Origin of the sequence: Lysinibacillus sp. UBA5990 (genome assembly GCF_002429815.1) — a bacterium.
GTDB classification, from domain to species: Bacteria; Bacillota; Bacilli; order Bacillales_A; family Planococcaceae; genus Lysinibacillus; species Lysinibacillus fusiformis.
The window spans coordinates 753,237-779,343 of record NZ_DJAY01000015.1 but is presented as its reverse complement, the minus strand read 5'-3'; the positions used below and the strand labels follow the sequence as shown (position 1 = coordinate 779,343).

The window sequence follows — 26,107 nt, the reverse complement described above, 5'->3', positions numbered from 1 at the left end:
CGCCTCGTACTAGACATGGGCGGCAAATACTCTTTTTAATACAGCTACCATAAATTCAAGATCTTCATCGGTACAGCAAAGTGGTGGACTCAACGTAATAATATTATTATAGCCCTCCACTGTATCGCCATTTTTCCCAATAATTAAGCCATTCGCTTTACAAGAAGCTATGATGCTTGCCACACGTTCTTCCTTGGCAGGTATTTGTGAGGCTTTATCTTCAACAAGCTCGATACCAACGAGCAATCCAAGTCCCCGAATATCACCAACAAAGGGCAGCTCTAATAAGTCTTGTAAGTCATGGAGTAGTTGAATTCCCAAATCTTTTGCTCGTTGTACAAGTCCCTCTTCCTCAATGATCTTAATATTTTCTAATGCTACTGCACAGGCTGCTGGGTTACCACCGAACGTATTAATATGTCGAAAATGACTATAGCCATCTGTTTCTTTAAACTTTTCATAAATGTCTTTTCTTACTGCTGTAATTGATAATGGTAAATAGGCGCTAGTAAGTCCCTTTGCCATTGTAATAACATCTGGGCGAATCCCGAAATGCTGATGTCCAAAAAGCTTACCTGTTCGCCCAAAACCACAAATCACTTCATCGATAATGAGTAATACCCCATATTTTCTACAAATGCGCTCTACTTCTTGAACATACGTTGGTTGTGGAATTAAGACACCCCCTCCTGTTATGAATGGCTCCATAATAACAGCCGCAATTGTTTCTTTTTGCTCCCAAATAATTTTTTCCTCAATGTCACGCGCTCTTGCTAAATTATATGCTTCAATAGATTGTCCTTTTGGACGGCGATAAGGATCAGGTGGGGCAACGTGCAGGAAGCCTGGTGTTAAGGGTTCATATTTATATTTACGTAAAGCCTGGCCAGTAGCGGCTAATGCTCCAAGCGAGCTACCATGGTAGGCACGATAACGAGCAATCATTTTATAGCGGGTCCCTTCCCCGTTTTGTTGATGGTATTGTCGTATTACCTTGAACGCTACTTCATTTGCGTCAGAACCACTATTTGAATAAAACATCATATAGTCATCCTCTAATAAGCTGTTGATTTTTTCAGCTAATCTAATAGCCGGTTCATGGCTTTGAGTTAAAGGAGCATAGCATAGTTTTTTTAATTGCTCATAAGCGACCTTAGCAAGTCGCTCACGTCCATAACCTACATTGACCGCCCATAAGCCTGACATGCCATCTAAAAATCGATTGCCTAAACTGTCTGTTATCCAGGCACCTTCTCCCTGTTCAATAATGACGGGTGTATGGTCGTTATAAATGGACATATGGTGCCAAACGTTTTCACGATCTTTTTGCTGTAAGGTATGGGTGAACTGATCACTTCGTTCCAAATCATGACCTCCAATCGTGTATCCTAGATGTCTTTTTTTGTCTTTCATCAATTTCTTCTCATTCGTGTTGAAATTTTCTGACTTCTCAAACATAATAAAAAATAGACATTGTACATTTGAAGGGCAGGTGCTAATTTATGTCGAAACATCCTCTACTTGTACGTGATGTCCTGAAGCGCAAATATTTTGAATCAGCGAAGCTTATAGCAGGACATCATGGCCTTGAACGTCAAGTTCAGTGGACACATATTTTAGAAATTAAAGATTTTGATACATTAATTAATGGTGGTGAGCTCATTTTAACTACTGGTGTCGGTTTACAGTTAGAGCGCGAAACACAAATCGCCTACTTACAAAACCTTATTCGGAACGAAGCAGCAGGACTTTGTATTGAAATTGGAGACTATTTTGATCATGTCCCCGTTGAGCTGATTGCCATGGCGAATGCGCATCATTTCCCAATCATTGTTTTTGAAGAAATAGTTCGTTTTATCGATATTACACAAGATTTACATACGTACATAATTAACCAACATCAACAGGCACTTACACAGCTCGATACCCTTTCCAAAACATTTATGGAATTATCGTTAATGCCAAATGGTATTTTGAAAATTTTACAAGTCCTTCATCAAGATACTGAGGCACCATTTTTATTTGTCTCTGAAGATACAAAAAGCTTTTATTATCCAGTCGAAGCCAAAAAGTACTTACGTATTATGGAAGAACATTGTCAGCAGTTAGAACTACAAGAGCCCTTGCATCTTTTATCAATTGACAAGGATCATTTTGTTATTATCCCAGTAAATGGTCTTGGACAAGTTTGGGGCTATTTATGTATGCATTCTGGACTGCCAAAACCGAATGATTACACCTTATTAAACTTGGAACGTGCTACGATGTCGATTGCTCATATTTTAATGCGAAATCGCATGCTACAGGAACGTCAGCAAAGCCGTGAGGATGAATTTATTCTTGCTTTAATTCAAGGTCAGCCTGTGGATATCCAATACTATCAAAGCTATTTACCGATTGAAAGTCGCAATTTATTTTACCGTGTCGTCGTATTCAATTTACATAACGAAGCCAAAGTGGTACCAGAGGAAGAGTGGCAGGAAATTCAATTACAAAATGCTATGTATGTTCGCTCCATCTTAAAGAAACTAGGATTCTTCCCTACCGTTTCAGTACGACAGCATGAAATTATTATTTTAGCCTTCTATATTGCTGCTGATTATATGAAGGATAATCGAGATTCCTTCGATCAAGCTATATCACAAATTGTTGCTAGAAAAGCATCTCAATTTTTTGAACAGCTCACTCTTTCTTGCGGGATTAGCAATGTTTATCAAACGATAGAAAGTGTCCATCTTGGCTATAAGGAGGCTAAATCGGTTATCCAAATGCAACATCATCAATTAGCTAGCTCCATTTATTATAAGGATTTAGGTGTTTTCCGGCTATTATTACAGCAAGAGCAGACCGCCCTATTACAATTTGTGAAAGATTATTTGCAAGAACTATTATTACTGGATCAAAAAAATGGCCATGATTTGTTCCAAACATTAGCTGTTTACTTAGCTTGCAATGGAGCTAAAAATGATACGGCTGAGCAATTGTTTATCGTCCGTCAAACGCTCTACAAACGAATTGAACGACTAGAAAGTATATTCGGTGCTGATTTTTTGCAAGCGCCACATCGACTAAACATTGAAATCGCAGTCAAGGCCTATGAGCTTTTGAAAAAAACAGCACCTGATTTGTTACGATTTTGAACGCGGGTCCATAAAATCACGTAAGGCATTACTAAGCATATATAAACCAAGAACAAGAATTGTAATGGCTCCTCCGGGGGCATACGTATACCAAGGGGCACCGATTAAATATGCCTGTGAATCTTTTAACATTCTGCCCCAGCTAGGGTTTGGTGGCTGAACACCGAGCCCTAAATAGCTTAGTGCTGCCTCTGCTAGCATGGCAGTTGCAAATGTGACGGTCGCCGCGACTATAATTTGCGATGATATATTAGGTAAAATATGACGAAACATGATGCTATGAGGCTTGACGCCAATTAATTTCGCTGCCAATACATACTCTGAATCACGTTGTTGGACAAAGCCACTTCGCGCAATTCGGGCAATAGCAGGGATGGCGATAATGCCCAATGCTACGGCCGTATTGACAATCCCTGGGCCAAATACAGCTACTAGCATTAACGCTAAAATAATGCCCGGAAATGCCATTAAAGCGTCCATCGTTCGCATAAATAGTTCATCAATCCAGCCGCCAACATAGCCTGCAATTCCACCTATGGTAATACCAAAAAATGTCCCAATTCCTACAGTTAATAGCCCAACGGCGAAAGCAGTTTGTGTCCCCTTCATAATTCGGCTAAAAATATCACGCCCGAATTCATCTGTCCCAAAAAGATAAGCACCACCTGGTCCACGCAATTTCTCAGGTATTTTCATGGCGTTGACATCATGCGGTGTATAAAAAAAGCTGACCAGCATGACGAGCAAAAAGCCGATAATGACGAGGAGACCAATGGATAAATTCAGTTTTTTAGTATAACGTTGTAGCTGTTTCATTGTATCCACCTCTTAACGTAATCGGATTCTAGGATCTAATACAGAATATAAAATATCGACAATAAAATTTATCATGACCACAGCGACCGTAATATACATGACGATCCCCTGCACAAGTGGAAAATCACGGTTACTAATAGCCGTTATGAGAAGCTGCCCAATACCAGGCAAAGAAAATACTTGCTCCACAATAATCGTCCCCGCTACAACTTCTGCCATAATTAGGCCAAATACGGTTAAAATCGGAATCATGGAATTTTTCAATACATGCTTATACATGACATTGTGTTCAGACATTCCTTTACTTCGAATTGTACGTACATAGTCGAGCTGAACCTGCTCTAAAATAGCTGTACGCACATAGCGGAAGTTCACAGCAATTTGTGGTATCGCAATGGTTAGGGCTGGGAGAAGGAGCGTACTGAGCGCTCCTGCAACACTTTGTGTCCATGGGATATAACCGCTAATTTTAAAGAAGCTAAACTGTAACCCAACGTAAAGAATAAGCATCATCCCTAGCCAAAAGGATGGTACAGCCATCCCAATTTGTGTCACAGTGGATAATGACACATCACTTATTTTATTTTGTCTTCTTGCCGCAAACATCCCTAAAGGTAAGGAAATGAATAAAACAATGAGCAGGGTAATCCCCGCCAACGACATAGTGACAGGAAGTCGATCAAATAATAAATCTTTTACAGGCATTGAAAAACGAATGGAATCGCCTAGCTGACCTGTCAATAAGCCCTTCATCCAATCCACATATTGTTCATAAAGAGGACGATCTAAGCCGAGTTCAGATCGTAAATTTTCAATTTGTGTGGAATCCGCTTCTGTCCCTAACATCGTTCGAACCGGATCTCCAGGTAATATTTGAAAAACACCAAATGTGATGATGGATACTAGCAGGATGGTTGTTATTAACAGGATGATACGACGTAGAATATACATCATGAGCACTCATCCCTTCCTAGTTTAAAAATTGAACCTCTGACATATCATGGAACCAGAATGGATAGCCCTTAAGCCCCGTCACTTGTTTGTCAGAACCCCAAACAATTTGGTAATCAGCAATATAAACCGCAGTAGCCTGCTCAGCTAAAATTTCCTGTGCTCGATGGTAGTACTCAATTTGTTTGGCTTGATCTGTTTCCTTAAGCACATCCGTCATAATTTTGTCATACTCGTCATTTTGAAATAGGAAGAAGTTTTCACTATCATTTATAGAAATATAATCATTTAAAACCTCGTAAGCTGATGCACGACCTGTTAAATCAATCGTTGTCATTTCATAGTCACGGCCAAAATAAACACGATCTAGCCAAATCCCCCACTCCACAACCTCAATCTCCACTTCAATGCCAATTTCTTGCAAATTCGCAACTGCAATTTGCGCAATATTCGAATACATATCATTGTGGGAAGATACCGTTATTTTTGTTTTAAAGCCATCCGGATAACCGGCCTCTGCCAGTAACGCCTTCGCTTTTTCTATATCGCGTTCATACATGCTTTCTAAGCCTTTCTTTTGGAAATCACCCATCGCTGGACTCATATTAGAACCAAGTGGGACCGCATAGCCCGCAAATACCGAATCAATAATATCGGATTTACTAATCGCGTAGTTAATAGCTTGTCTAACTTTTACGTTATCAAATGGAGTCTTTGTTTCATTAAATGTGATGATTAAGGAAGAGTTATTATTTTGATGCGTTAAGTTGTAGCCCCCCTCAACTTCACTCACACGATGCCATGGCACACTTGTTAAATCAACCTCATTTGCCATCAAGCTCATAATCGCTGCTTGATCATCCGATTGGAAGGTAAACGTAACTTTATTCAAATAAGGTAAGCCTTCCTGCCAGTAGCTATCATTTTTCTTAAGTTCTAAATTTGTCCCTGGCGCGTATTTCACAAAGGCAAAAGGACCTGTTCCGATTGGATTTTCATTATGCTTCCCATCATTACTTTTAGGAATAATAGCTGATTGTCTTGCCGTTAATGAATACAGGAAGTTAGAATTAGGCTCCTTTAATTTAATTACAAATGTGCTGGCATCTGGTGCTTCAGCTGATGCCACGTTATCGAAGTTATTGGACATTTTTTCCCCACCGTTTTTCCCCATTAAACGGTCAAAGGAATATTGAATATCGTCCATCGTTAAGTCATCACCATTATGGAATTTCACTCCTTGGCGAATTTTGAATGTATACGTTAAACCATCCTCTGAAACTTCATAGCTCTCTGCAAGTCCTTCTTTTAAAGAACCATTTGTTTCTGGCGCCATTAGTCCTTCAAATAAATTCATAATCATTTGATACGAAATGGATGCTGTTGCCTTATGTGGATCTAAAAAATCCGGATCATCATTTACACGTACTACAATTTCCTGCGGCACATCTGCTGTAGTTTGTCCATCAGAACTATTAGAGCTCGTTGAAGCTTTCTCTCCATCACTAGAACATGCACTTATGATGATTGCCATCATGAACATTAAGAGTATTACCCCACTGTTTTTCAAATTCATTGCCGTTCCCCCTTCTCCTAAGTGCTTATCTTTTGAATGCTTGTATAGCTTTCCACCCCTGCCAATTTATCCGCCGCATGAATACCAGCAAGAATAGCTTCCTCCATCACCTTAGTCGCTAAATGTCCCAAATAATCTAGCGCAAATGTCCTTTCTCCTGTACCTAGCACAAAAATAGTATCGCCATCAAGCATCGTATGGACAGGATATATCGTTCGGGCAAGGGCATTTTGCGTAAGCTGGGCAATCTTTTTTGCTTCTGCCTTCGTTAATTTTGCATTCAACGCTACTACGCCAATGGTTGTATTCGTGCCAGCAAGTGCCTCTGATTGTGCATGCTGCTCGAGATAGTCACAGCAATCCAGCCACTGCCCTGTTTGAGGATTTCTCGCTCCCGCTAAAATTTGCCGTGTATTAGGATTCTTGACATCTCCTACTGCGTTAACAGCCACAATAGCCCCAGCAATAAGCCCATCCTTGCCCGCAATTGATGCACTGCCAAGACCACCCTTCATGGCAAAGTCTGGTCCTGCCAGTTTACCTACCGTTGCCCCATAGCCCGCGCCGATATTGCCATTTTGAAATGAACCTACTTGCGCAGCTTGAGCCGCTTCATAGCCCATTTGTGCTGTAGGTCGAGCTTGAGGATCACCGATAAATAAGTCAAAGAGGACAGCACTTGGCACAATTGGTATTTTGGCAACACCTGCATCAACCCCAATCCCTTGCTCCTCTAAAAATCGCATTACTCCTGTGGCAGCATCTAATCCATAGGCACTGCCTCCTGACAGACAAATACCATGCACACGATCAATTTCATTAATGGGATCTAATGCATCCGTTTCACGAGTACCTGGTGCAGACCCTCGAACATCTACCCCACATACTGCCCCGCCATCCATTAATAGAGCCGTACAGCCTGTAATCCCCTCTTCGTTTTCACGATGCCCCACCTTGATACCTGGAACATCGGTAATATTGCCAAACATATCAACACCTCTATCCATTAATAAATTAAATATTCAGATTATTAATCATATAAAAAGCAGGCTACTCGCTGATTTGCATTTTCCTCCTGAAGCTTAGGTCTCTCCTGCCGACACCTTTCCATGACATGTGGACAGCGTGTATGAAAAACACAGCCAACAGGTGGATTGATCGGACTAGGTAGTTCACCTTGTAAAAGTACTTCTTGCTTTGACTCATCAAAATTGACGACTGGAATGGCAGATAGCAATGCCTGTGTATAAGGGTGCAATGGATGAGCGTATAGCTCCTTCTTCGTCCCAATTTCCACAACCCGTCCTAAGTACAACACCGCCACACGGTCACTTATATGCTTCACAACGCTTAAATCGTGGGAAATGAATAAATAAGTTAACTGAAATTCATCCTGTAAATCCATCATTAAGTTAAGCACTTGTGATTGAACCGACACATCCAATGCCGATACTGGCTCATCCGCAATAATGAATTCAGGGTGAATGGCAAGAGCTCTTGCAATCCCAATTCTTTGTCGCTGACCTCCTGAAAATTCATGTGGAAATTTATGCATGGCATCCTCAGGAAGCCCAACCTTCTGTAACAATTCCATCACGCGCTCTTTTCGCTGTTCCTTCGTCAGCGTTAATTGTAATTTCATCGGTTCCTCAATAATCGCTCCAATGCGCATTCTGGGATTAAGTGAGGCAAAGGGGTCTTGAAAAATCATTTGCATTTGATTGCGATAAGACTGAAGCTTATTACCTTTTAAATGCTGGATCGGTTGCCCTTTATATAATACTTCCCCAGCTGTTGGTTCAACGAGCCTCAAAATTGTTCGTCCAAATGTAGATTTTCCTGAGCCAGATTCACCTACAATGCCTAGCGTCTCTCCCCGATAAATTTCAATGGAAATATCATCGACCGCTTTGACCATCCTTTTTTCTTCTTTCATAGACTTGCGCTTCACGGGAAAGTAAGCTTTTAAATGATTAATTTCCAGCAAAACTTCTTTCTCCGTCATGTGCCAGCTCCCCCTTCTCTGTGAATAAATGACAGCGCACTTTATGTGTCTCTTGAATATGGTGTATGGCCGGACTATCCTGATGGCATTGCGCCATAGCATGCGGGCATCGTGGTGCAAAGCGACAACCTTCTGGTAATGCATATGCGGGTGGCACAGTGCCAGGAATCGATGGCAGTCTTTTCACCTCTGTTTCAAGACTCGGCATTGTTTTTAGCAGCGCTGTCGTATAAGGGTGCTGGGGATTTAAAAAAAGCTCTCTTACAGGAGCTTCCTCCACTATTTGCCCTGCATACATAACCATGACACGGTCCGCTGTTTCTGCAACAACACTCATATCATGAGTAATGAATAAAATCGCCGATTGATGTTCTTCCTTCATTTTCATCATCAGCTTTAAAATTTGTGCCTGTACGGTTACATCCAATGCTGTAGTCGGCTCATCCGCAATTAATAGCTGGGGATTATTAGACATCGCAATGGCAATCATGACACGTTGCCTCATCCCCCCTGATAATTGGTGAGGATATTCGGCAATTACTTTCTCCGCGTTGGCAATCCCCACTTCTTTTAAGAATTGTAATGCTTTTTGCCAAGCATCTTTTTTTGAAACCTTTTGATGTCTACGAATGCCTTCAATCATTTGATTGCCGATCGTAAATACCGGATCTAATGAAGTCATAGGCTCTTGAAAAATCATACTAATATCATTGCCACGAATATGGCTCATCTCTTTATTTTTATAGGCTAATAGATTTTTGCCGTTTAAAGTGATAGTTCCTGCTGTAATTTCCCCAGGAGGGATTGGCAGTAAACGCATAATTGCTAAGGAGGTAATACTTTTGCCACTGCCCGATTCTCCCACTAATGCAACCGTTTCTCCTTTATGAATGGTAAAGTTCACATCGTCTACCACTTTTGCCTCTTTGCCATTCTTCAAATGGAATCGAATCGATAATTGATTGACCTCTAAGAGCACTTGTTTATCTTTTGCATGTTCCATAGGAGTCCCTCCCTGTCAGCGTTGAATAGGTGGTGCATAGCGTATGGCAATATTTTTCATTTGCGTATAGTTCCGCAGAGCAACAAAGCCCTTCTCTCGACCAATCCCGCTTTTTTTATAGCCTCCGAATGGCATTTGAATACCACCAGCTGCCCCATAATTATTAATAAATACTTGTCCTGCTTGCACACGACTCGCCACATAATGAGCTGTATCAATATTTTGTGACCAAACACCCGCTACTAAGCCATAATCTGTGCTATTGGCAAGAGTAATGGCTTCCTCCACGCTAGTAAATGTTAAAACCGTCAACACGGGTCCAAAAATTTCCTCCTGCGCTAAAGGATCCTTCGGCTGTACACCATCTAGTATAGTTGGCTGCACATAGAAGCCATTTTCATACCCTTCCATCGTCAATGGCTCACCACCAGTGATGACATAGCCATCTTTCTTTGCTTGCTGTAATAATGTAGTAATTTTTATATACTGACGTTCATTGAGTAACGGCCCCATATCCATGTCCGCCTCACCTGGCCCCACCTGTATCGCTTGAAATTTTTGTATTAATTGTGGGAGAAATGTATCTTTTATACTTTCTTCAATGAGCAATCGAGCCCCAGCAGAACATGTTTGCCCTGAATTTTGAATAATAGCCCGTACAACGCCCTCCAATGCTTGCTCTATATTGGCATCCGCAAAAACAATATTGGGTGATTTTCCGCCAAGCTCTAATGTTACAGGCACAACATTTTCCGCTGCCGCCTTCATCACTGCAACACCAGTAGGCACCGACCCCGTAAAGGTAATATGATTAATATCAGGATGTGATGTTAAATACGGTCCCACATCTCGTCCTAAGCCCGTAATATGTTGAAAGATCCCTTTCGGCAGTTTTTCTGCAAGCCACTCCGTGATGGCATGTGTTGTAAGTGGCGTATCTTCCGCACTTTTCACGATAACTGCATTGCCTGTAGCAATGGCCGCAGCGACACTTCGTGCTGTAATTTGAATCGGATAGTTCCATGGCACGATATGTACAGTAATACCAACGGGTTCGAGCACTACTGCATTCAATAGGCCATCCTCAATTGGAATCGTATCCCCCATCACTTTATCAGCCGCTCCACCGTAGAATTCAAAATACCGAGCCGCTGCTTCAATATCTGCCCTAGCTTGCGTTAAAGGTTTTCCGACATCACGGCATTCTAGTAAACTCCATTCCTCGGCATGCTGACGAATATAATGAGCGAAGTCGATTAATAACTGGCCACGTTCAAAAGCTTTCCATTGACGCCATTCATCACTTTCAAAAGCTCTACGTGCTGATCGCACCGCTTCTTCTACATGCGCTTGAGTCGCATTACTAATTTGCGCAATGATTTCTCCTGTTGATGGATTCCCCACATCTAGCAATGCTTCTGCATCACCATAAATCCATTCCCCATTAATCAACATAGGAATATTTTTCATCGTACCCCTCCTATAATCCACGACCACCATCTACATGTAAGGTCGTCCCAGTGACCATGCTAGCTGCATCAGACAATAAATAACTAACTGCTCCTGCTATATCAGAAGGCTTCACCAATCGTCCTAGTGGGACAGATTGCACAAACACACTTTGCTTTGTTTGCTCGACATCGGCGCCCTGTGCGGCAAATTGTCCGAGCATTTGTGTATCAGCAGGCCCAGGATGAATCGTATTAACACGAATTTGGTTTGGTGCCAGCTCAATCGCTAGCCCTCTCGTAAAGCTTTCCGCTGCACCCTTCGATGCAATATAGGCTTGTAAGCCAGGTCTAGGGCGAACTGCTGATATTGAAGCAATCGTAACAATAGACCCCTTTTGCTTTTTTTTCATAAAAGGAACAACAGCTTTTGCTGTAATAAATAAACTTTTCACATTGACATCCATTAAGCGATTCCACTCATCCATTGTTACTTGTTCAATTGGCGTAGCTGCCTGTGCAATCCCAAGTGCATTGACCAGCCCATCAATTCTCCCGTACTTATCAAAAATTTGCTGGAAGATGTCATTCACTCGCTCCTCCTGCAATACATTGACTTCAAAGCATTTCAGGGAGTCATGTGTTAAATTGGACAGCGCCTTTACAGATAAATCAAGCCCTATAACCAGATTACCCTGCTTAAGCTGCTCTTCCATAATGGCTTTTCCCATTCCGCCACCTGCACCTGTCACAACAATCACCTTTGGCTCAGTTGTCATACTATACCCCCCCTGCTGTTAAAGTCATATGAATGATTTCCTGACAAATCGCATCGCCCATTTGTGCTGTTGTTGCTTGCCCACCAATATCAGCTGTTTTCACGACGCCTTCTTCTAGCACTTTACTAATAGCTTGGACAATCAAATGTTCTAAATCCTTTCTACCTTGATGTCCAAGTAGTAAGGCGAGCGACCATATTTGAGCGATTGGATTGGCAATTCCCTTGCCAGCTATATCTGGCGCTGAACCATGCACAGGCTCAAACATAGATGGAAATGTCTTCTCTGGATTTAAGTTTGCAGACGGGGACAAGCCCAGCCCCCCAACAATGGCAGAGCCTAAATCAGATAAAATATCGCCAAATAAATTTGAAGCCACAACGACTTCAAAATCCTGTGGTCGTTCGACAAAATAAGCGACTAATGCATCAATATAAATGGCTTCAAGCTGTAGTTCTGGTGCAATTTGTGTCACCGTTTTTCTTGTATGCTCATCCCAAAATTTCATGGAATGAATAATCGCATTAGATTTCGTCGCGCTTGTCAGCTTGGCTTTCCCATGCTGCTGAGCATATTCACAGGCTGCTCGAACAATTTTTTCAATCCCTATACGCGTCATAATCGTATTTTGAATCGTCATTTCTTGTGGCTGCTGTTGATACAATCGACCCCCACTATCCGAATATTCACCCTCAGCATTTTCTCGAAAAATGACAAAGTCAATCTCGTTCTCGCCAGCTAGAGGTGAGGAGATCCCAGGCAATGACTTTATGGGACGGAAATTCACATACTGCTGGAAATTTTTCCGAATCGGCATAATCAGTTCCCATACCGTGACATCATCTGGTACGCGAGCATCCCCAATAGCTCCAAATAAAATCGCATCATATTTTTGTAGTGTCTCAAGTGCACCCTCTGGCATCATGCGGCCGTGCGCTAAATAGTAATCAGAGCTCCACGGAAAAACCGTTGTTGTCATTTGTAAGGATGAATCCCGTTCTTGCAAACATTTTACAACCTTTAATGCTTCCTGCATGACTTCTTTTCCGATGCCATCCCCTGGTATAACCGCCATTTTTATTGTTGTCATTGTGCATCACCAGCCAAAAATTTTAATGCGGCTAAACGATAAATGGCTGTTGTTTCCGCCAATTCTTCAATATCTACATATTCATTGATTTGATGAGGAATTTCACGATCTCCTGCACCAACCGTCACTATTGGAATACCATGGACATGAAGAAACGTACCATCTGTTGCACCAGGAACACCATTATATTTTGGTTCCTTTTCTGTCACCTCTGCCACTGCCTCGTAAATGGCCTGTACAACAGCTTCCTCCTTAGCCGTTGCTGTAGCAGGTCTATTATCAAGAATCGTTAGTTCCACATTAAAATCCGGATCATCTGCCTGTAAGCGTTTAATAATCGCGTCGATTTTTCCTAGTAGTTCATCATGATCTTGGGCAGGAACAGTACGAATATCAAGCGTCGTCATACAGTGATCAGGAATGACATTGATTTGTGCATCTCCTTTAACAGGCGCACGTAATATCGTTGGAGTAATGGATGGCCAATTCAGCATCGGGTCACGTCCTAATCGAGCCTGCTCCTCTTTTTCTAGCTTTTCCAGCTCTACAATCAATCGTGCCATACGCCAGTTTGGATTAATGCCACTCCACGAGATCGCTCCATGTGCCATCTTACCGAAAATATCAACCTGTAAACGAATTGCCCCACGCTGTGCAATACATACATTATTTTCCTGTGGCTCGCAAATAATAGCCCCATCTACTCCGTCTGCCCAGCCGTTTTTAATAAAATGTTTAATGCCTAGCATAAGCCCTTCTTCATCACAAGGAATACATAAAATAATCTTGCCTGTAAACTCTTCCTGATCTAGTAGTAATGATTGACAGGCAGTAATCATACAAGCGAGATTGCCCTTCGTATCATTCGTTCCTCTGCCATACATACGCCCTTCAACAATCTCTGCTCCAAATGGATCATAGGCCCATGCATCTCGATTGCCTTCCGTCACAACATCTGTATGCCCCTCAAAAAGTAGTGTTTTCCCAGGCTTGCCCGAATCAATAATACCAATAACATTCGGTCGTCCTGGCACAACCTCCTCTACATGTGTCTCAATGCCAATATCCCGTAAATACGCAGCAACAACGTGTGCCACCTCTTCTTCATTACCCTTTGGATCATTCTCACGGTAAACGCTTTCAATTCGTACTAGCTTTTGTGTTAACGCGATGACCGCCTCCCGATCTCGCACATACGATTTGGTTGTTTTTAAACTAGTTACTGTCATGCAAAGGACCTCCTATTTTAGGGAATATTCTGAATTTATGTTATTTTAACATTGACCTTTCTCTATGAAACTAGACAATATGTTAATGATTCATAGAATGACCTTAACTTTTTGTTTAGCAATAAATCGCTAAAAAACAACGTTTTTTTCTACTTTATACTTATTTTTGATACTTCGAAGTGTGAGCATCTTTGATTACCCAGGATATTGAGTGACTTCATTTCTTTGGAGTAAAACCTCCCCTCAAAATAAAAAAACCAGCGGCTGCTGGTTTTTCTTACATAACTATTGTTGGCGGGATTCGGTCATTTGCTTCCAAACCGAGCCTTTTGCTTCTTCACCTTGCTCGATACGGGCAATGGCCATTTTCACTTGTAGCTTTACTTCGAATTCTTTATCATCTTCAGCCGCTTTTAATACTGGTAATGATTGTTCTGTACCGACCTCATATAAATACATCGCTGCACGCCAACGTACCAATTTGTTCTTATCTTGTAGGGCTTGCTGCATGGCGCTTTCAAATTCTACAAAGCCAAGGTCGCTCATACAGTCGCCTGCTGTACGTCGCACGGCAGCACTTTTATCCTGAAGAGCTCTTTCTAAATACGGAACTACCATAACATCTTCAACCATCCCTAAATATACAGTTGCTAGACGTCGAATGGACATTTGCTCATCCTGTAAAGCTAAATCTAAAAGTGGTAAATCATCCAGCTCCGGATCAGCCATTTGGTCTAATAATTGGAAGCGTTTCTCCCATTCAGGTTGTTGGAACTGCTCCACCGTTATTTTCAGCTTATTTGATTGAACGATAGCTTTTTCATCATCATTATTAATCGCAGCAACAATTTCTGCTAATCGTTCTGCAGAATATGTGACATCAATTTCCTGCTTGACCGCTTCTGCGACTTCTTCCAGTTCACCATAGCGCACACCATAATCAATCCATTTACGCTGGAAAATATAGTTTTCATCTACTGCTGATTCAATAATTTGATTAAAAGCCTCGACAAAACGATCACCACAGCTCACACGATGTTCACGTTGGTTATCGAACACTTTTACTTGTAGAGGTACTTGCTTATAAAACTGTACATGGACATAAACTTCCCCGTAAAACTCGTTAGCTACTATTGTTTCATCTTGCGTTTCGACGTCTTCACCTAATACTTGACGGATACTTGCTAAAATACCTTCCCATGCATATTTGGCATTACGCTCCACAGCAAAGAAATCAGCAACATGATAAACGCCCTTTATCCCTTCAATCGCTAAAATAGCTGCTGCTTCGCCAGTTGCTTCATCTTTATTATCCTTTGTAAAATTATAGCTTTTCCCGAACGGTAGCTCTGTATCAACAACAATCTTCATAGAATTGGGACTTGGTGTCGGTTCAATTGTAATAATCTTCATGTCTATCGCTCCTTATCCGTTAACAATTTCATCTAAATAAGACCATCTTTCAATCAGATGCTCATACTGTGCATTTAGCTCATCTAGCTTAGCTGTTAATTCCTGTAGTTTTGTAAAATCTGAACCAGCATTAGCGATTCCCTCTTCAGTCTCCATAATAGCTGTTTCTGTTTTTTCAATATCATCTGCAATCGTTTCCCATTCTTTTTGCTCTTTAAACGATAGCTTTTTCTTGTCGGATTTTGGTTTTTCAGACTTAGGCTTTTCAGCTTTCGGTGCCTCAACTTTTGCAGTAGCAGTATGCTCACGCTTCTCCAAATACTCACTATAAAGGTCCAGTGTTTCCTCTACCTGCCCTTTTCCATCCAAGATCCATAGCTTTTTCGCAATACGGTCTAGGAAAAAACGGTCATGGGAAATCGTGATGACTACGCCTGGGAAATGCTCAATGAAATCCTCTAGCACGCCCAATGTTTCAATATCTAAATCATTGGTTGGCTCGTCCAATAATAAAACATTAGGCTGCTCCATTAATAAACGTAATAAATGAAGGCGCTTGCGCTCACCGCCAGATAATTTACCAATTGGTGTACCGTGAGCATGTAGTGGGAATAAAAAGCGCTCTAGCATTTGAGCCGCAGAATAGCGTACACCCTCTGCATCTGTAATATCATTCGAAGCCTCACGTATATATTCAATCATACGCTCATTTTCATTCATTTTCGGTAAAGTTTGCTTGAAATGGGCTAGCTTCACAGTTGATCCAACAAGAATTTCACCTTGATCAGGTGAAAGTTCTCCTGCTAGCATGTTCAATAAAGTAGATTTTCCTACACCATTTGAGCCGATTATGCCAATACGGTCACCTTGTTGGAGCAAAAATGAAAAGTTTTCTAAAATCTTTTGCTGCCCAAATGCTTTCGAAATACTTTCTGCCTCCAGCACTTTACGCCCCAGACGTGTTGTAGCGAGGCCCATTTCCAATGAAACGTCCTCTGATTTACGCTCTAGATTTTCCTCCAACTTTTCAAAGCGTTGGATACGCGCTTTTTGTTTAGTGGAGCGCGCCTTCGCACCGCGACGAATCCATTTCAACTCTGAACGATAACGGTTGCGATCCTTCTGAGCAGAAGCCGCCTTCATTTCCTCACGGATGGCACGGGCCTCTAAAAAATCACCATAATTTCCTGTATGACGATACATGGTTTGATCAGCTAGCTCGTATATATGTGTTGATAATTCATCTAAGAAATAACGATCATGGGTAATAAAAATAACTGCGCCCTTTAGTCGTAGCACCATCTCTTGAAGCCACTCTGTTGCTTGCACATCCAAATGGTTGGTCGGCTCATCTAATAAGTAGAGATCTGCTGGTTCAATTAATACTTTAGCCAAGGCTACTCGTTTTTGCTGACCGCCTGAGAGCGTTAGCACTTCTTTATCAAATGTTTCAATGCCTAGCTTTGTTAAGGCCGTTTTGGCAAGCGCGTTGACATCCCATGCCTGCTCTTCATCCATACGCTGTTGCAAGCCAAATAAAGTCTTTTGCAAACCTTCAGATGTTGGATTTACTGCCAGTGCAGCCACTGTTTCCTCATATTGACGATTTAATTGTAAAACCGGTGAGTCACCAGCAAAGACCGCTTGTAAAACCGTTTCTCCTGATTGAAATGTCGGTTCCTGTGGTAAATAAGCGACACGATATTTATTGGGGCGATCCATTGTGAGGGTATCTGCTTCGATATCCTCTGCTAAGATCGATAACAGGGTCGATTTCCCCGTACCATTAATACCGATTAAGCCTGCTCGCTCGCCCTCATAAATGGTAAATTCAATATTTTCAAAAAGCGTTTTATCGCCCACAGTTTTTGTTAAATTTTGTACAATTAAATGACTCATTCCACTATTCCATCTCTTTCATGTTAGGTATTGTTCATGCCCACACTACTTTTATGTAGACGATTATTGATATCCAATATTCATCATAACATCAATTGATAGGTAAACAAAGAACAACAAACTGTCAATGGTTTGTCCTAGCAATGTTCCTATTCTCCTGTAAATACGTGTGCATTATCTGACAAAGTATAATAATTCCTCGCTCTAGGTCCTGTGGTTCTGGATAGGAATAACTAATTCTCATATGGTGATATTGAGGCTCTCCCGGATAACAAGCAGAGCTGGGTAAAAAAGTAATATGTGCTTGCTGTGCTTTAAACAACAGTTCATCTGTATTGCCATTACAAGGCAAAGACACCCAAATATTTAACCCCCCTTTTGGTTCCATCCACGTAACGCCTTGTGGTGCATATCTGTTCAATAAAGCAATCGTCTGATCTCTTCTTACTTCAAGCGCAATACGTAATTTTTCTAAATGGACATGCATGCGGTCTGATCGTAAGAAAGGAATCAGTGCCTTTTGTGTTAATAGTGGATTGCCCGAATCGGCAAAGGATTTGGCTGATAAGAGCCGTTGATGGACAGTACCATTCGAGATGATGGCTCCAATTCTACAACTAGGGGCTAACGATTTGCTAAATCCCTTTAAATAAATAACATGACCACTTTCATCTAATGCTTTAAGAGTAGGTGGTGGTGGATTATTGTCAAAATAAATTTCATTCCATGAATCGTCCTCTACAATAAGAAAGCCGTATTGTTGGGCAAGGTCTAGTAACTCTCTTCTTCTAGCTTTGCTTAAAACAGTTCCTGTAGGATTCTGAAATGTTGGGTTTGTATAGATCAGCTTTGGTTGTTTGCTTAAACATAATGTCGCTAGAATAGTTATCTGCATACCTTCTTCATCTACTGGAATGGGAATAATATGGGCTCCGCGATTTCTAAAGACATCGATGGCTGCTGTATAGGTAGGAGCTTCGGTAATGACAATGTCTCCTGGTCCAATAAATGTTCTAGCCACTACATCAATACCTTGTTGCACACCATTTGTCACAATAATTTCTTGAGGCGTTGTTTCAATGTCACCATATTGTTGTACATAGTCCCGAATTGCCTTTCGTACATCTTCATCACCTTGTACAGTCCCATAGCGCGTAACAATCTGAGGATCCGCGAGTAAAGTTGCCACGATTTCATTCGTCAAATAAACTGAGGGCAATAACCCCGGATGGATGGTCGCACTTGAAAATTTCATCGCATATTCTGTTCCTTTATTTAATATGGATTGTGAACGTTGAATGTAGTCGGGGATCGCTAATTGCCAATTATAATTACGTTGGCTCATATGCATGCTACCCTGTTCATTTTTTCGCACGAATGCCCCCTTGCCATGCATCACTTGAATATACCCATTTCTTTCTAATAATGCATAAGCCTTACTGATCGTTACGGGGCTCACTTGATTTTCTTTAGAAAAGCTCCGTATAGAAGGTAATTGACTTCCCTCCTGTAAAAAGCCTGATCGTATTTTTTCTGCCATAATATTTGAAATCTGATGGATTAAGGTTTGATCTGATTGACGATTTAGCTTTATTTTCATTTACCCTCCAACTGTTATAGTCCTAATTTGACTGTTATATATATCACTATATAGTGTAGAGGCAGAAATAGCTAAATATAAAATGAAGGGGAATGATGATACATGACGAACATGAAGCAAGATCAGGAAAATATTGAAACGATTTTAACGGATGTAGTGCACCATGCAGCCAAGTTTTTTAGCAGTCTTGAAGAAAGAGCCGTAACAAGTCAAGCTTATAACGTACCTGCTTCAACACTTTCTGAAGTAGGACATGGCGCTCAGTCGACTCTTCAATACTTTTCACAGCATTATGCTGAAGGCTTAAGCGGCAGTGCAGGTTCAAGATATTTAGGGTTTGTTACAGGTGGAGCTACGCCTGCTTCGATTGTTGGAGATTGGTTAGTCAGTATTTACGATCAAAATCTATCCAATACGCAGGATTCTGTAGCAGGCTCAATGGAATTAACGACGATTGATATGTTAAAAGATTTATTGCTATTGAGTGAGGATTATCAGGGAACATTTGTCAGCGGGGCTACGATGGCTAATTTCGTAGGACTTGCTCAAGCAAGAGAGTGGGTGGCGCAATACTATGGGAAAAGCACTGCGATGGATGGGTTATTTGATATCCCACCGATAAAAATCGTCAGTGGTACGCCGCATTCGAGTATTGTCAAAGCAACTTCTATGCTTGGCCTTGGTCGAAAGTCTATTCATCTTATTCCATGTCAAGAACAGCGTGAAGCGATCGATATTACAAAATTACAACAGTTTCTCGAAGACAATCAACAAGAACCTTGTGTTGTCGTAGCAAATGCGGGAACCGTCAATACGGTTGATTTTGATGATTTACTAGCAATTGGCAAGCTAAAAAAGCGCTATAATTTCTGGCTTCATGTAGATGCGGCTTTCGGAGGCTTTGCTGCGTGTTCACCCAAGTACTATCACTTAGTCGAGGGCATTAACTATGCTGATTCGATTACGATTGATGCACATAAATGGCTGAATGTCCCTTATGATGCGGCTATGCAATTTACCCGACATCAATCGTTACAAGTAGCCGTATTTCAAAACAATGCTGCCTACCTTGATAGCTCGCTTGAAAATCCGAATTTTAGTGATCTTACCCCTGAAAATTCACGACGATTCCGTGCGTTGCCAGCTTGGTTTTCACTTCAAGCTTATGGTAAAAAGGGCTATCAACAGTTAATCGAACAAAATGTACTGCTAGCTCAGCAACTTGGACAAAAAATAGAGCAAAGTGACCAATTTACTTTGCTAGCACCTGTTCGTTTAAATGTTGTGTGCTTTGCCATCAATCATGAAGCACTGACAGTCGAAATGAACAAACAATTTTTGAAGACATTAAATCAACAAGGCAAAGTGTTCATGACACCAACTCTTTACCAAGGTGTGCCAGCTATGCGTGCGGCTTTCAGCAATTGGCGTACAACCACAGAAGATCTAACAATTATTTGGGAAGCACTAACGACAGCTATACAATCCTTTTTCCACGAGTCCCTTTAATCTATGATAAAAGCTATCAGTGTACCTTAAATGGCCACTTACTAAACTTGTCCAAATTTAATAAATGAGTCTATTGTGATTGAAAGGGTTTGATGTGCGCCACCTTTTCGTTCAACAGTAATTTTTAAATAAAATACTGCTGCGAAATACTTGCAGAAACCAAAAAATGCTCGGTGCTCAATTTAAAAAACACCTAGCATTTTTTATCTTTAGTGAAAGTTAATACATTATACTGATTTGCTTTGGTTATCCCAATTAGAGTCTGATTTTATATACCAATATAGTCATATATAGTAAAATGATATTATATGCCATAGTTAGTTTTGGGGGAATCAAAATTGCAGAAAAACAAAGTTAACGTTTTGAAAATGAATAATTTGTACAAACGGTTTATAATGTCAACATTATGCTTACTAACACTTACTGGTTGTACTAATCAAGAGACTACAAATAAGTTAAACGGAAATGAAGAAATACATGATACAAAGGAAATGAAAGAATTATCTGCTGAAGATCAAAAGCGTCAAGAAAAAGCTGAAAACATTGAGAAAAGTATAATTGAACTTATCGAACAGGAAAACTATTTAGATACAATCACCCATTATAAAAATTCATTTATTAAAAATGTCGATAAAAAATTAAAACCAACAGAAAAAACGATTGAACTTTATAATATTGCTGTTGAAAAATATATAGAAAAGGCTGAAACCTTTAATTACTATGATTATAATCTTTTATCGCTAGATATGGAAAACTTAAATGAAAATGTTCTATCTCTTATAAATAAAAAATTTCCAACAAACATTGAAGAAATTGAAGCATTTATAAAAAATAACGAAGAAGAAGCACGTGAAAGTTATGCAAATATGAAAGCTGAAAATGAAGCAAAGGAAAAAGCTAGAATAATTGAGGAAGCCAAAAATCGAGTATACATAGGAATGACAAAAGAACAAGTTCTCGCTACTAATTGGGGCAAACCTAATGATATTAACCGAACGATTACTACTGATCATATATCAGAACAATGGGTGTATTCCGCATATGATAAATATCTTTATTTTGAAGATGGAATATTGGTAGCAATACAAGATTAATGTCCAGAAGTATCTGAATAGCGAAACAGTCCTCTGGTATATCACGATTAATCATCAATGTTTCAAAGAACAAGGTGATGCGACAAAAGCCGAGGAAAAGGTGATGCACCCCAAAAGTTAGAGTAGAAAATCTAACCTTTGGGGTGTTTTTATATGACAAAATATTAAGATGAATTTATATTTTTAAAAACTGTTAAAGAATAGAAGTCAATTTTAAATTATTTTTACTATTTAATAAGATGATTCTTTTGATTCTATTCTAATTCAATTGTTCCATTATGAAATAAAATTTTTATCATTGCCTTGATAATAAAAAAAGAATTGTAAATAAAGTAAGTAAGTTATTAGAGAATGTTAAAATTGACACACCCGAAGATGAAGTTAGGACGCTTTTAAAAGGGTTATGCGGTGTAAAAACAAAATCCGATTTTAAAAAAACCCGTCGCAAAAGGATATTGTTTAATACATTCTTTTACATTTTTGCGATAACAACACTATGCGAGTGCTACAGATTTCATCCAATAAAACTGCAGCTTACAATAAAATGATTATGTCAAACAAATATGCTAATGAAGCGCACGAACCGCCCTTCAATTGAAAGGCGGTTCGTGTTGTTTTATTGACCAATTTCGTGTTGTAATTGCTTTAAAAAGCTTTCCATAAATTGATGACGTTCAAGTGCCATTTGCTTGCCTTTTTCCGTTACCATTAAATCCTTTAGGAGCAATAGCTTTTCGTAAAAGTGAGTGACAGATGACGTATTTTTTTGACGATATTCTGATTCCGACATGTTAGTACGTGCTTCTTCATCCTTATCATAAAGCTTGCGGTCTTTCGCACCACCATATGCAAATGTTCGAGCGATGCCAATTGCTCCAATCGCATCTAAACGGTCTGCATCGCGAACGATTTTCGCTTCCAAGGATGTAGCCTCTAGCTCATTTCCACCATTAAACGATACTTGTGCAATACAATCTCGAATATGTTGCTTTTTTTCCTCGCTAACAGGGAGCTCTGCAATAAGCTGTTCCTCCTGTTCCTTACTATCGGTATACTTTTTGTCGCTCACATCATGCAACAGCACTGCAATTTTTACAACTTCGTCATCTGCTACTGGCTCTGTATGTAAAATCGCTAGTGCATTTTGATAGACACGCTCAATATGTTGGAAATCATGGCTAGCGTCAAACTGTTCATAAATTTCACGTACTTTACTCATTAAATAATCCATAGTTCAAACTCATTCCCTTCCTACACGATTATACTGTATTTATAGCCCCCACGAAAAATAAAAAATCAATACCTTTTCAATTGACTAATTTTTCAGAATATTATAAGATAAAGGTGCAGAACAAACATTTTGTTCTGCACCTCATATTTTTCAGCTATGTACAAACAGCTATGTGTTTGACAGAATGAATATCAACTTCAGCGGGCTTACAATTGAATAGTATGTTTGCAAGATGACATAAGTAAAGAAAACCAATCATCAAACAAATAAAAGTGAACACTTTCCCTTAGAAATTCTTTGTTTAACCCGCATAGCATGATGTACAGCCGAAAATTGTGAACAACAAGTTAGTTGTTTTTACGACCAAAAGGTTATTATTAAATGGAAGCCATGTGTAATTGTTTTTCGTTATTGGTTGCTGCCTTCTTCAAGTTGTATGAACGTAGCTCCTCCCTTTAATGAAAATCGTACACAATGATGACTGCCTGTTTATGAAACCAGATGAATGAGTCGTACAAACACAATGAAGATTCATGTAAGCCAAAATAGTTAGAAGTATAAAGGAAGTAGGAACGATCGTGATAAAATGTAATACCTTCCCGCTGAAGGACGAATAAAAGCTGCCCATCTTACAGTCATGTAGATGATGGCAGCTTTTATTATGTTATTTGCTAGTTAACAGTAGATCCTACAACACGCCCTTGATGACCTCATCAATTTCTTTTAATAGCTCTTGATTTTGCATCGTTGAACTTAATTTTAAATGAGATTGATCAACATGGATGACCGCTACATGCATGCCTTCTTTTATACTCGCACTTGGAACTGGCAGCATCTTTTCCGTATCAAATGTCATCATAAGATCCGGAAACTTCGATTGTAGCTGTCCTTCTTTCGATAACGTCATGTATTCATTCCAGAAAGTCAAATCGTAATCGCCAACGGATAATTTCCCTACGTCAAAGCCATTTTCCTTCGTTAATGAATAATGTTGGACCTTCCCCGTTACGATATGCACCCCATTCAATTGCTGTAAAATATTGGACAATTTATCATCAAAGGTTTGTCCATTGAGGAAACGATAGCCAAGCTCAATAGCCATTGTAATGGCATTCGGTGCCCCATGTTTTTGTAAATAATCTATCGTCACAGGATTCCTCGTTACCCCTACTAACCCTCCTGCTAAAATAGACGCTTGTCGGGCTGTTTTAGCCGTGTTTTGTAGTGGGCCTTCCACAAACCCTTGGACCGCAAAGTCATTTTTACCACCTGCGTAAAATTGCACTGATTGATAGTCTTGCTGTTCATGAAGATTTAAGGAACCCATAATACCCGTTGGATGTGCCCGCCCATTACACGGAGCATCCACGACAGGCACCTTTAATAAAACTGACTGCAACCAGCCATTAATCGTTGTGATGGCACCATTTTCATTGGTAATGATGCCTTTTAGACGGTGATTGGTATGTGCGTTCATATTACGATAGCTCCAGCAAAGCTGTTCGTTTGAAATATATTGATCGGCTGCTGAAGGTGCGCCTACCATTGCCACACACGCTACTAAATCTTCGCCATCTAATTCTGTCATATCGACTATTTGAGGTTCCCCGGCTGCAAAAATTTCCTCCACCAGTTTAAGTCCTTCCTCTAGGAGGCCACCTCCGCCTCCGCCAAGGATTGCACCTCCATAAACCGCTGCAATTCCATCCTCATATGTTAATACTTTTGCCATCGATCATTACTCCTTTCTATTTCCCTATTTTTAGAATAGAAGAGAAGAAGCTGTATAAAGCATCCCCAGCAATAACCCCTGCCGCAAAGACTGTCATTTCAGATTCTCTCTTACCTTTCGTCACATACGTGAAAATAACACGAAGTAAGATACCTGCTAATACCGCCCATCCAGCAATTGGATTGATCAGTAATAAACCTGTCGCAAAAAGAATACCCATTTGTCGTTTCGAGCCACCAATCAATTGGATCAATGCCCCTGGAATAGCCCAAATCATTAGTTGTTTCGCTACATCCCCTGTCACACCAGATTGAATAGTTGCCGCATAAACATGGTTAACAGGTGCTACTAAATCTTGTGCAAAATAGGATTTGTAGGATAGTAAAACAACAATAGCAGAAATGGAGAACGCCAACATACCAGCGATCATTTGCTGTTTACGCCCTTCCTTTTCTAGTGCTGGATCACTACCATTTCCACGAAGAATAAAACCAGTTTTCAAATCATAGCCCATATCCGCAAATGCTACCCCTGTAGCTGCACTATAACCTGCTAACAAAGCAAGCGCTGGTGCAGGGAAGCCTATTAAAATACCAACAATCAGTGTAATAAATGCCACTGCAAACGCTGGGAACCAACCCGCATGCATTGCTGCGATACCAACGATAAGCTCATGGACAAATGCTGCGATCGTTGCAAAGAGGATGAAACCTATTAACATTCCAAATGACATATGTGTAATAATACCGCCTAAAACTGCAATTAATAAGGCAATCGCTAAATAGGCAATAAACCCAACACCGAACCCTCGGCGAATTTCTTTCGTATCTTTCGAATAGCTTAACTCTTCTGACTTTTTAGCAGCGCGTTTCCCTAATAGGGTGAAAGCTACTTGGAATAGAGCTACGATGCCTGCACCAATCATAATGCCATGTGGAATATAATAAGCATTTAAATCAATATTAAATAATTGAACCGAATAACCTCTAAGTAAAAGCCCAATCCCAAACATCGTAAGCGCCCAAATATTACCGATAAACGCTACCCCAAAAGCAGACATCGGAATTTTAAGAATAGATCCCACGATACCGATTAATACACCACCAATTAATACTTTGGCATTTTTACCACCTTTATCGCCAGCCTTAATTGCTTCAGCTGTCGCAATCCCTGGTGGCCAAGTACCTGCTGCTGGGAAAATTTTTGTATCAAAAAATTTATATAATAATAAAGCATCCACAAACATCGCTAAAATAACACCGATAAACAACGGTAATACTAAATTTTCATAGCCCAAAACGTATGGAATACCAATTGGCAACATTAAGCTACTCGCTGCACTAAAAGTAGCTGATGAAATGGCCGTTTGAATAATATTTTGTCTATGCACCGATTTAAATGCAATTAATTTGCCAATTGGAATTCTTCCTAAAATCATCGCAAATATTGCCCCAACGATTGATGTATTAGCAGAAATCCCCAAAGTCGTAATCAGCTGTATCCCGATAATAGCCCCAACTACAGATGTTAAAACAATCATTAGTAGCGTTACAGGCTCCAAAGCCCGTGGATGTAATACTTTATTATTCATA

The 26,107-nt window shown here is 40.3% G+C and carries 20 protein-coding genes; 3 read left to right on the top strand and 17 right to left on the bottom strand.

The annotated features are described in order from the left end of the window. Positions 1-9 precede the first annotated feature (9 nt). Complete coding sequence (locus tag B3D94_RS16230) at positions 10-1,365, bottom strand: aspartate aminotransferase family protein (RefSeq protein WP_291758386.1); 1,356 nt, start codon at positions 1,363-1,365, stop codon at positions 10-12. A 137-nt stretch (positions 1,366-1,502) separates the two neighbouring features. Between B3D94_RS16230 and B3D94_RS16225 the strand changes: the two genes are divergently transcribed. Beyond that, entirely contained in the window at positions 1,503-3,140 is a 1,638-nt protein-coding gene (locus B3D94_RS16225) for a PucR family transcriptional regulator (protein ID WP_291758384.1), read from the top strand. On the opposite strand, the gene B3D94_RS16220 is transcribed toward B3D94_RS16225, so the two are convergent. The 13 genes from B3D94_RS16220 to B3D94_RS16160 all read right to left on the bottom strand — a co-directional run bounded on the left by B3D94_RS16220 (position 3,129) and on the right by B3D94_RS16160 (position 18,949). Continuing rightward, entirely contained in the window at positions 3,129-3,956 is an 828-nt protein-coding gene (locus tag B3D94_RS16220; protein WP_291758382.1) for an ABC transporter permease, read from the bottom strand. The genes B3D94_RS16225 and B3D94_RS16220 overlap by 12 nt on opposite strands. Before the next feature lie 12 nt (positions 3,957-3,968). Next, positions 3,969-4,910, bottom strand: a complete 942-nt coding sequence (locus B3D94_RS16215) for an ABC transporter permease (protein ID WP_069483299.1) — start codon at positions 4,908-4,910, stop codon at positions 3,969-3,971. 16 nt (positions 4,911-4,926) lie between these two features. Beyond that, the gene (locus B3D94_RS16210; RefSeq protein ID WP_291758380.1) at positions 4,927-6,483 is read right to left on the bottom strand and encodes an ABC transporter substrate-binding protein; all 1,557 of its coding nucleotides are present in this window, start codon (positions 6,481-6,483) and stop codon (positions 4,927-4,929) included. 17 nt (positions 6,484-6,500) lie between these two features. Then, positions 6,501-7,472: a P1 family peptidase gene (locus B3D94_RS16205; protein ID WP_069480865.1), complete on the bottom strand. Its 972-nt coding sequence runs from the start codon at positions 7,470-7,472 to the stop codon at positions 6,501-6,503. Positions 7,473-7,513: 41 nt separating this feature from the next. Beyond that, the gene (locus B3D94_RS16200) at positions 7,514-8,488 is read right to left on the bottom strand and encodes an ABC transporter ATP-binding protein (RefSeq protein WP_291758377.1); all 975 of its coding nucleotides are present in this window, start codon (positions 8,486-8,488) and stop codon (positions 7,514-7,516) included. Beyond that, positions 8,457-9,491: an ABC transporter ATP-binding protein gene (locus B3D94_RS16195; RefSeq protein WP_291758375.1), complete on the bottom strand. Its 1,035-nt coding sequence runs from the start codon at positions 9,489-9,491 to the stop codon at positions 8,457-8,459. Before B3D94_RS16195 ends, B3D94_RS16200 begins: the two co-directional genes overlap by 32 nt. A 15-nt stretch (positions 9,492-9,506) precedes the next feature. Next, positions 9,507-10,961: an aldehyde dehydrogenase family protein gene (locus tag B3D94_RS16190; protein WP_193831541.1), complete on the bottom strand. Its 1,455-nt coding sequence runs from the start codon at positions 10,959-10,961 to the stop codon at positions 9,507-9,509. Between the two features lie 10 nt (positions 10,962-10,971). Continuing rightward, positions 10,972-11,718, bottom strand: a complete 747-nt coding sequence (locus tag B3D94_RS16185; RefSeq protein WP_291758372.1) for an SDR family NAD(P)-dependent oxidoreductase — start codon at positions 11,716-11,718, stop codon at positions 10,972-10,974. Position 11,719: 1 nt separating this feature from the next. Further along, positions 11,720-12,808 carry a tartrate dehydrogenase gene (locus B3D94_RS16180; RefSeq protein ID WP_193831539.1) on the bottom strand — a complete coding sequence of 363 codons (1,089 nt, stop codon included), beginning with the start codon at positions 12,806-12,808 and terminating at the stop codon, positions 11,720-11,722. Next, positions 12,805-14,037 (bottom strand): M20 family metallopeptidase, encoded by a 1,233-nt coding sequence (locus tag B3D94_RS16175; protein WP_036124988.1) that lies wholly within the window; start codon positions 14,035-14,037, stop codon positions 12,805-12,807. Before B3D94_RS16175 ends, B3D94_RS16180 begins: the two co-directional genes overlap by 4 nt. Positions 14,038-14,322: 285 nt before the next feature. Next, on the bottom strand, positions 14,323-15,450 hold the full coding sequence (locus B3D94_RS16170) for a conserved virulence factor C family protein (protein WP_291758366.1): 1,128 nt from the start codon (positions 15,448-15,450) through the stop codon (positions 14,323-14,325). Positions 15,451-15,462: 12 nt separating this feature from the next. Then, positions 15,463-17,349 carry an ABC-F family ATP-binding cassette domain-containing protein gene (locus B3D94_RS16165; RefSeq protein WP_291758365.1) on the bottom strand — a complete coding sequence of 629 codons (1,887 nt, stop codon included), beginning with the start codon at positions 17,347-17,349 and terminating at the stop codon, positions 15,463-15,465. A 124-nt stretch (positions 17,350-17,473) separates the two neighbouring features. Then, positions 17,474-18,949 (bottom strand): PLP-dependent aminotransferase family protein, encoded by a 1,476-nt coding sequence (locus tag B3D94_RS16160; RefSeq protein ID WP_291758363.1) that lies wholly within the window; start codon positions 18,947-18,949, stop codon positions 17,474-17,476. Between the two features lie 102 nt (positions 18,950-19,051). Between B3D94_RS16160 and B3D94_RS16155 the strand changes: the two genes are divergently transcribed. Both B3D94_RS16155 and B3D94_RS16150 read left to right on the top strand, forming a co-directional pair. Beyond that, entirely contained in the window at positions 19,052-20,458 is a 1,407-nt protein-coding gene (locus B3D94_RS16155; RefSeq protein ID WP_069480855.1) for a pyridoxal phosphate-dependent decarboxylase family protein, read from the top strand. Between the two features lie 338 nt (positions 20,459-20,796). Continuing rightward, positions 20,797-21,552, top strand: coding sequence for a hypothetical protein (locus tag B3D94_RS16150; protein ID WP_193831533.1), 756 nt, complete (start codon positions 20,797-20,799; stop codon positions 21,550-21,552). Positions 21,553-22,168: 616 nt separating this feature from the next. Here B3D94_RS16150 and B3D94_RS16145 read toward each other — a convergent pair. From B3D94_RS16145 to B3D94_RS16135, 3 genes are all read right to left on the bottom strand, one after another. Continuing rightward, positions 22,169-22,783, bottom strand: coding sequence for an HD domain-containing protein (locus tag B3D94_RS16145; RefSeq protein WP_083244637.1), 615 nt, complete (start codon positions 22,781-22,783; stop codon positions 22,169-22,171). 688 nt (positions 22,784-23,471) lie between these two features. Beyond that, positions 23,472-24,515, bottom strand: coding sequence for a DUF917 family protein (locus B3D94_RS16140; protein ID WP_291758359.1), 1,044 nt, complete (start codon positions 24,513-24,515; stop codon positions 23,472-23,474). Between the two features lie 16 nt (positions 24,516-24,531). Further along, positions 24,532-26,106 (bottom strand): OPT/YSL family transporter, encoded by a 1,575-nt coding sequence (locus B3D94_RS16135; RefSeq protein ID WP_291758357.1) that lies wholly within the window; start codon positions 26,104-26,106, stop codon positions 24,532-24,534. Position 26,107: the final 1 nt, after the last annotated feature.

Bases quoted from the DNA above. Each gene is read 5' to 3' on its own strand.
- B3D94_RS16225 (WP_291758384.1), top strand. From the start codon at position 1,503: ATGTCGAAACATCCTCTACTTGTACGTGATGTCCTGAAGCGCAAATAT.
- B3D94_RS16220 (WP_291758382.1), bottom strand. From the start codon at position 3,956: ATGAAACAGCTACAACGTTATACTAAAAAACTGAATTTATCCATTGGT.
- B3D94_RS16215 (WP_069483299.1), bottom strand. From the start codon at position 4,910: ATGATGTATATTCTACGTCGTATCATCCTGTTAATAACAACCATCCTG.
- B3D94_RS16210 (WP_291758380.1), bottom strand. From the start codon at position 6,483: ATGAATTTGAAAAACAGTGGGGTAATACTCTTAATGTTCATGATGGCA.
- B3D94_RS16205 (WP_069480865.1), bottom strand. From the start codon at position 7,472: ATGTTTGGCAATATTACCGATGTTCCAGGTATCAAGGTGGGGCATCGT.
- B3D94_RS16200 (WP_291758377.1), bottom strand. From the start codon at position 8,488: ATGACGGAGAAAGAAGTTTTGCTGGAAATTAATCATTTAAAAGCTTAC.
- B3D94_RS16195 (WP_291758375.1), bottom strand. From the start codon at position 9,491: ATGGAACATGCAAAAGATAAACAAGTGCTCTTAGAGGTCAATCAATTA.
- B3D94_RS16190 (WP_193831541.1), bottom strand. From the start codon at position 10,961: ATGAAAAATATTCCTATGTTGATTAATGGGGAATGGATTTATGGTGAT.
- B3D94_RS16185 (WP_291758372.1), bottom strand. From the start codon at position 11,718: ATGACAACTGAGCCAAAGGTGATTGTTGTGACAGGTGCAGGTGGCGGA.
- B3D94_RS16180 (WP_193831539.1), bottom strand. From the start codon at position 12,808: ATGACAACAATAAAAATGGCGGTTATACCAGGGGATGGCATCGGAAAA.
- B3D94_RS16175 (WP_036124988.1), bottom strand. From the start codon at position 14,037: ATGACAGTAACTAGTTTAAAAACAACCAAATCGTATGTGCGAGATCGG.
- B3D94_RS16170 (WP_291758366.1), bottom strand. From the start codon at position 15,450: ATGAAGATTATTACAATTGAACCGACACCAAGTCCCAATTCTATGAAG.
- B3D94_RS16165 (WP_291758365.1), bottom strand. From the start codon at position 17,349: ATGAGTCATTTAATTGTACAAAATTTAACAAAAACTGTGGGCGATAAA.
- B3D94_RS16160 (WP_291758363.1), bottom strand. From the start codon at position 18,949: ATGAAAATAAAGCTAAATCGTCAATCAGATCAAACCTTAATCCATCAG.
- B3D94_RS16155 (WP_069480855.1), top strand. From the start codon at position 19,052: ATGACGAACATGAAGCAAGATCAGGAAAATATTGAAACGATTTTAACG.
- B3D94_RS16145 (WP_083244637.1), bottom strand. From the start codon at position 22,783: ATGGATTATTTAATGAGTAAAGTACGTGAAATTTATGAACAGTTTGAC.
- B3D94_RS16140 (WP_291758359.1), bottom strand. From the start codon at position 24,515: ATGGCAAAAGTATTAACATATGAGGATGGAATTGCAGCGGTTTATGGA.
- B3D94_RS16135 (WP_291758357.1), bottom strand. From the start codon at position 26,106: ATGAATAATAAAGTATTACATCCACGGGCTTTGGAGCCTGTAACGCTA.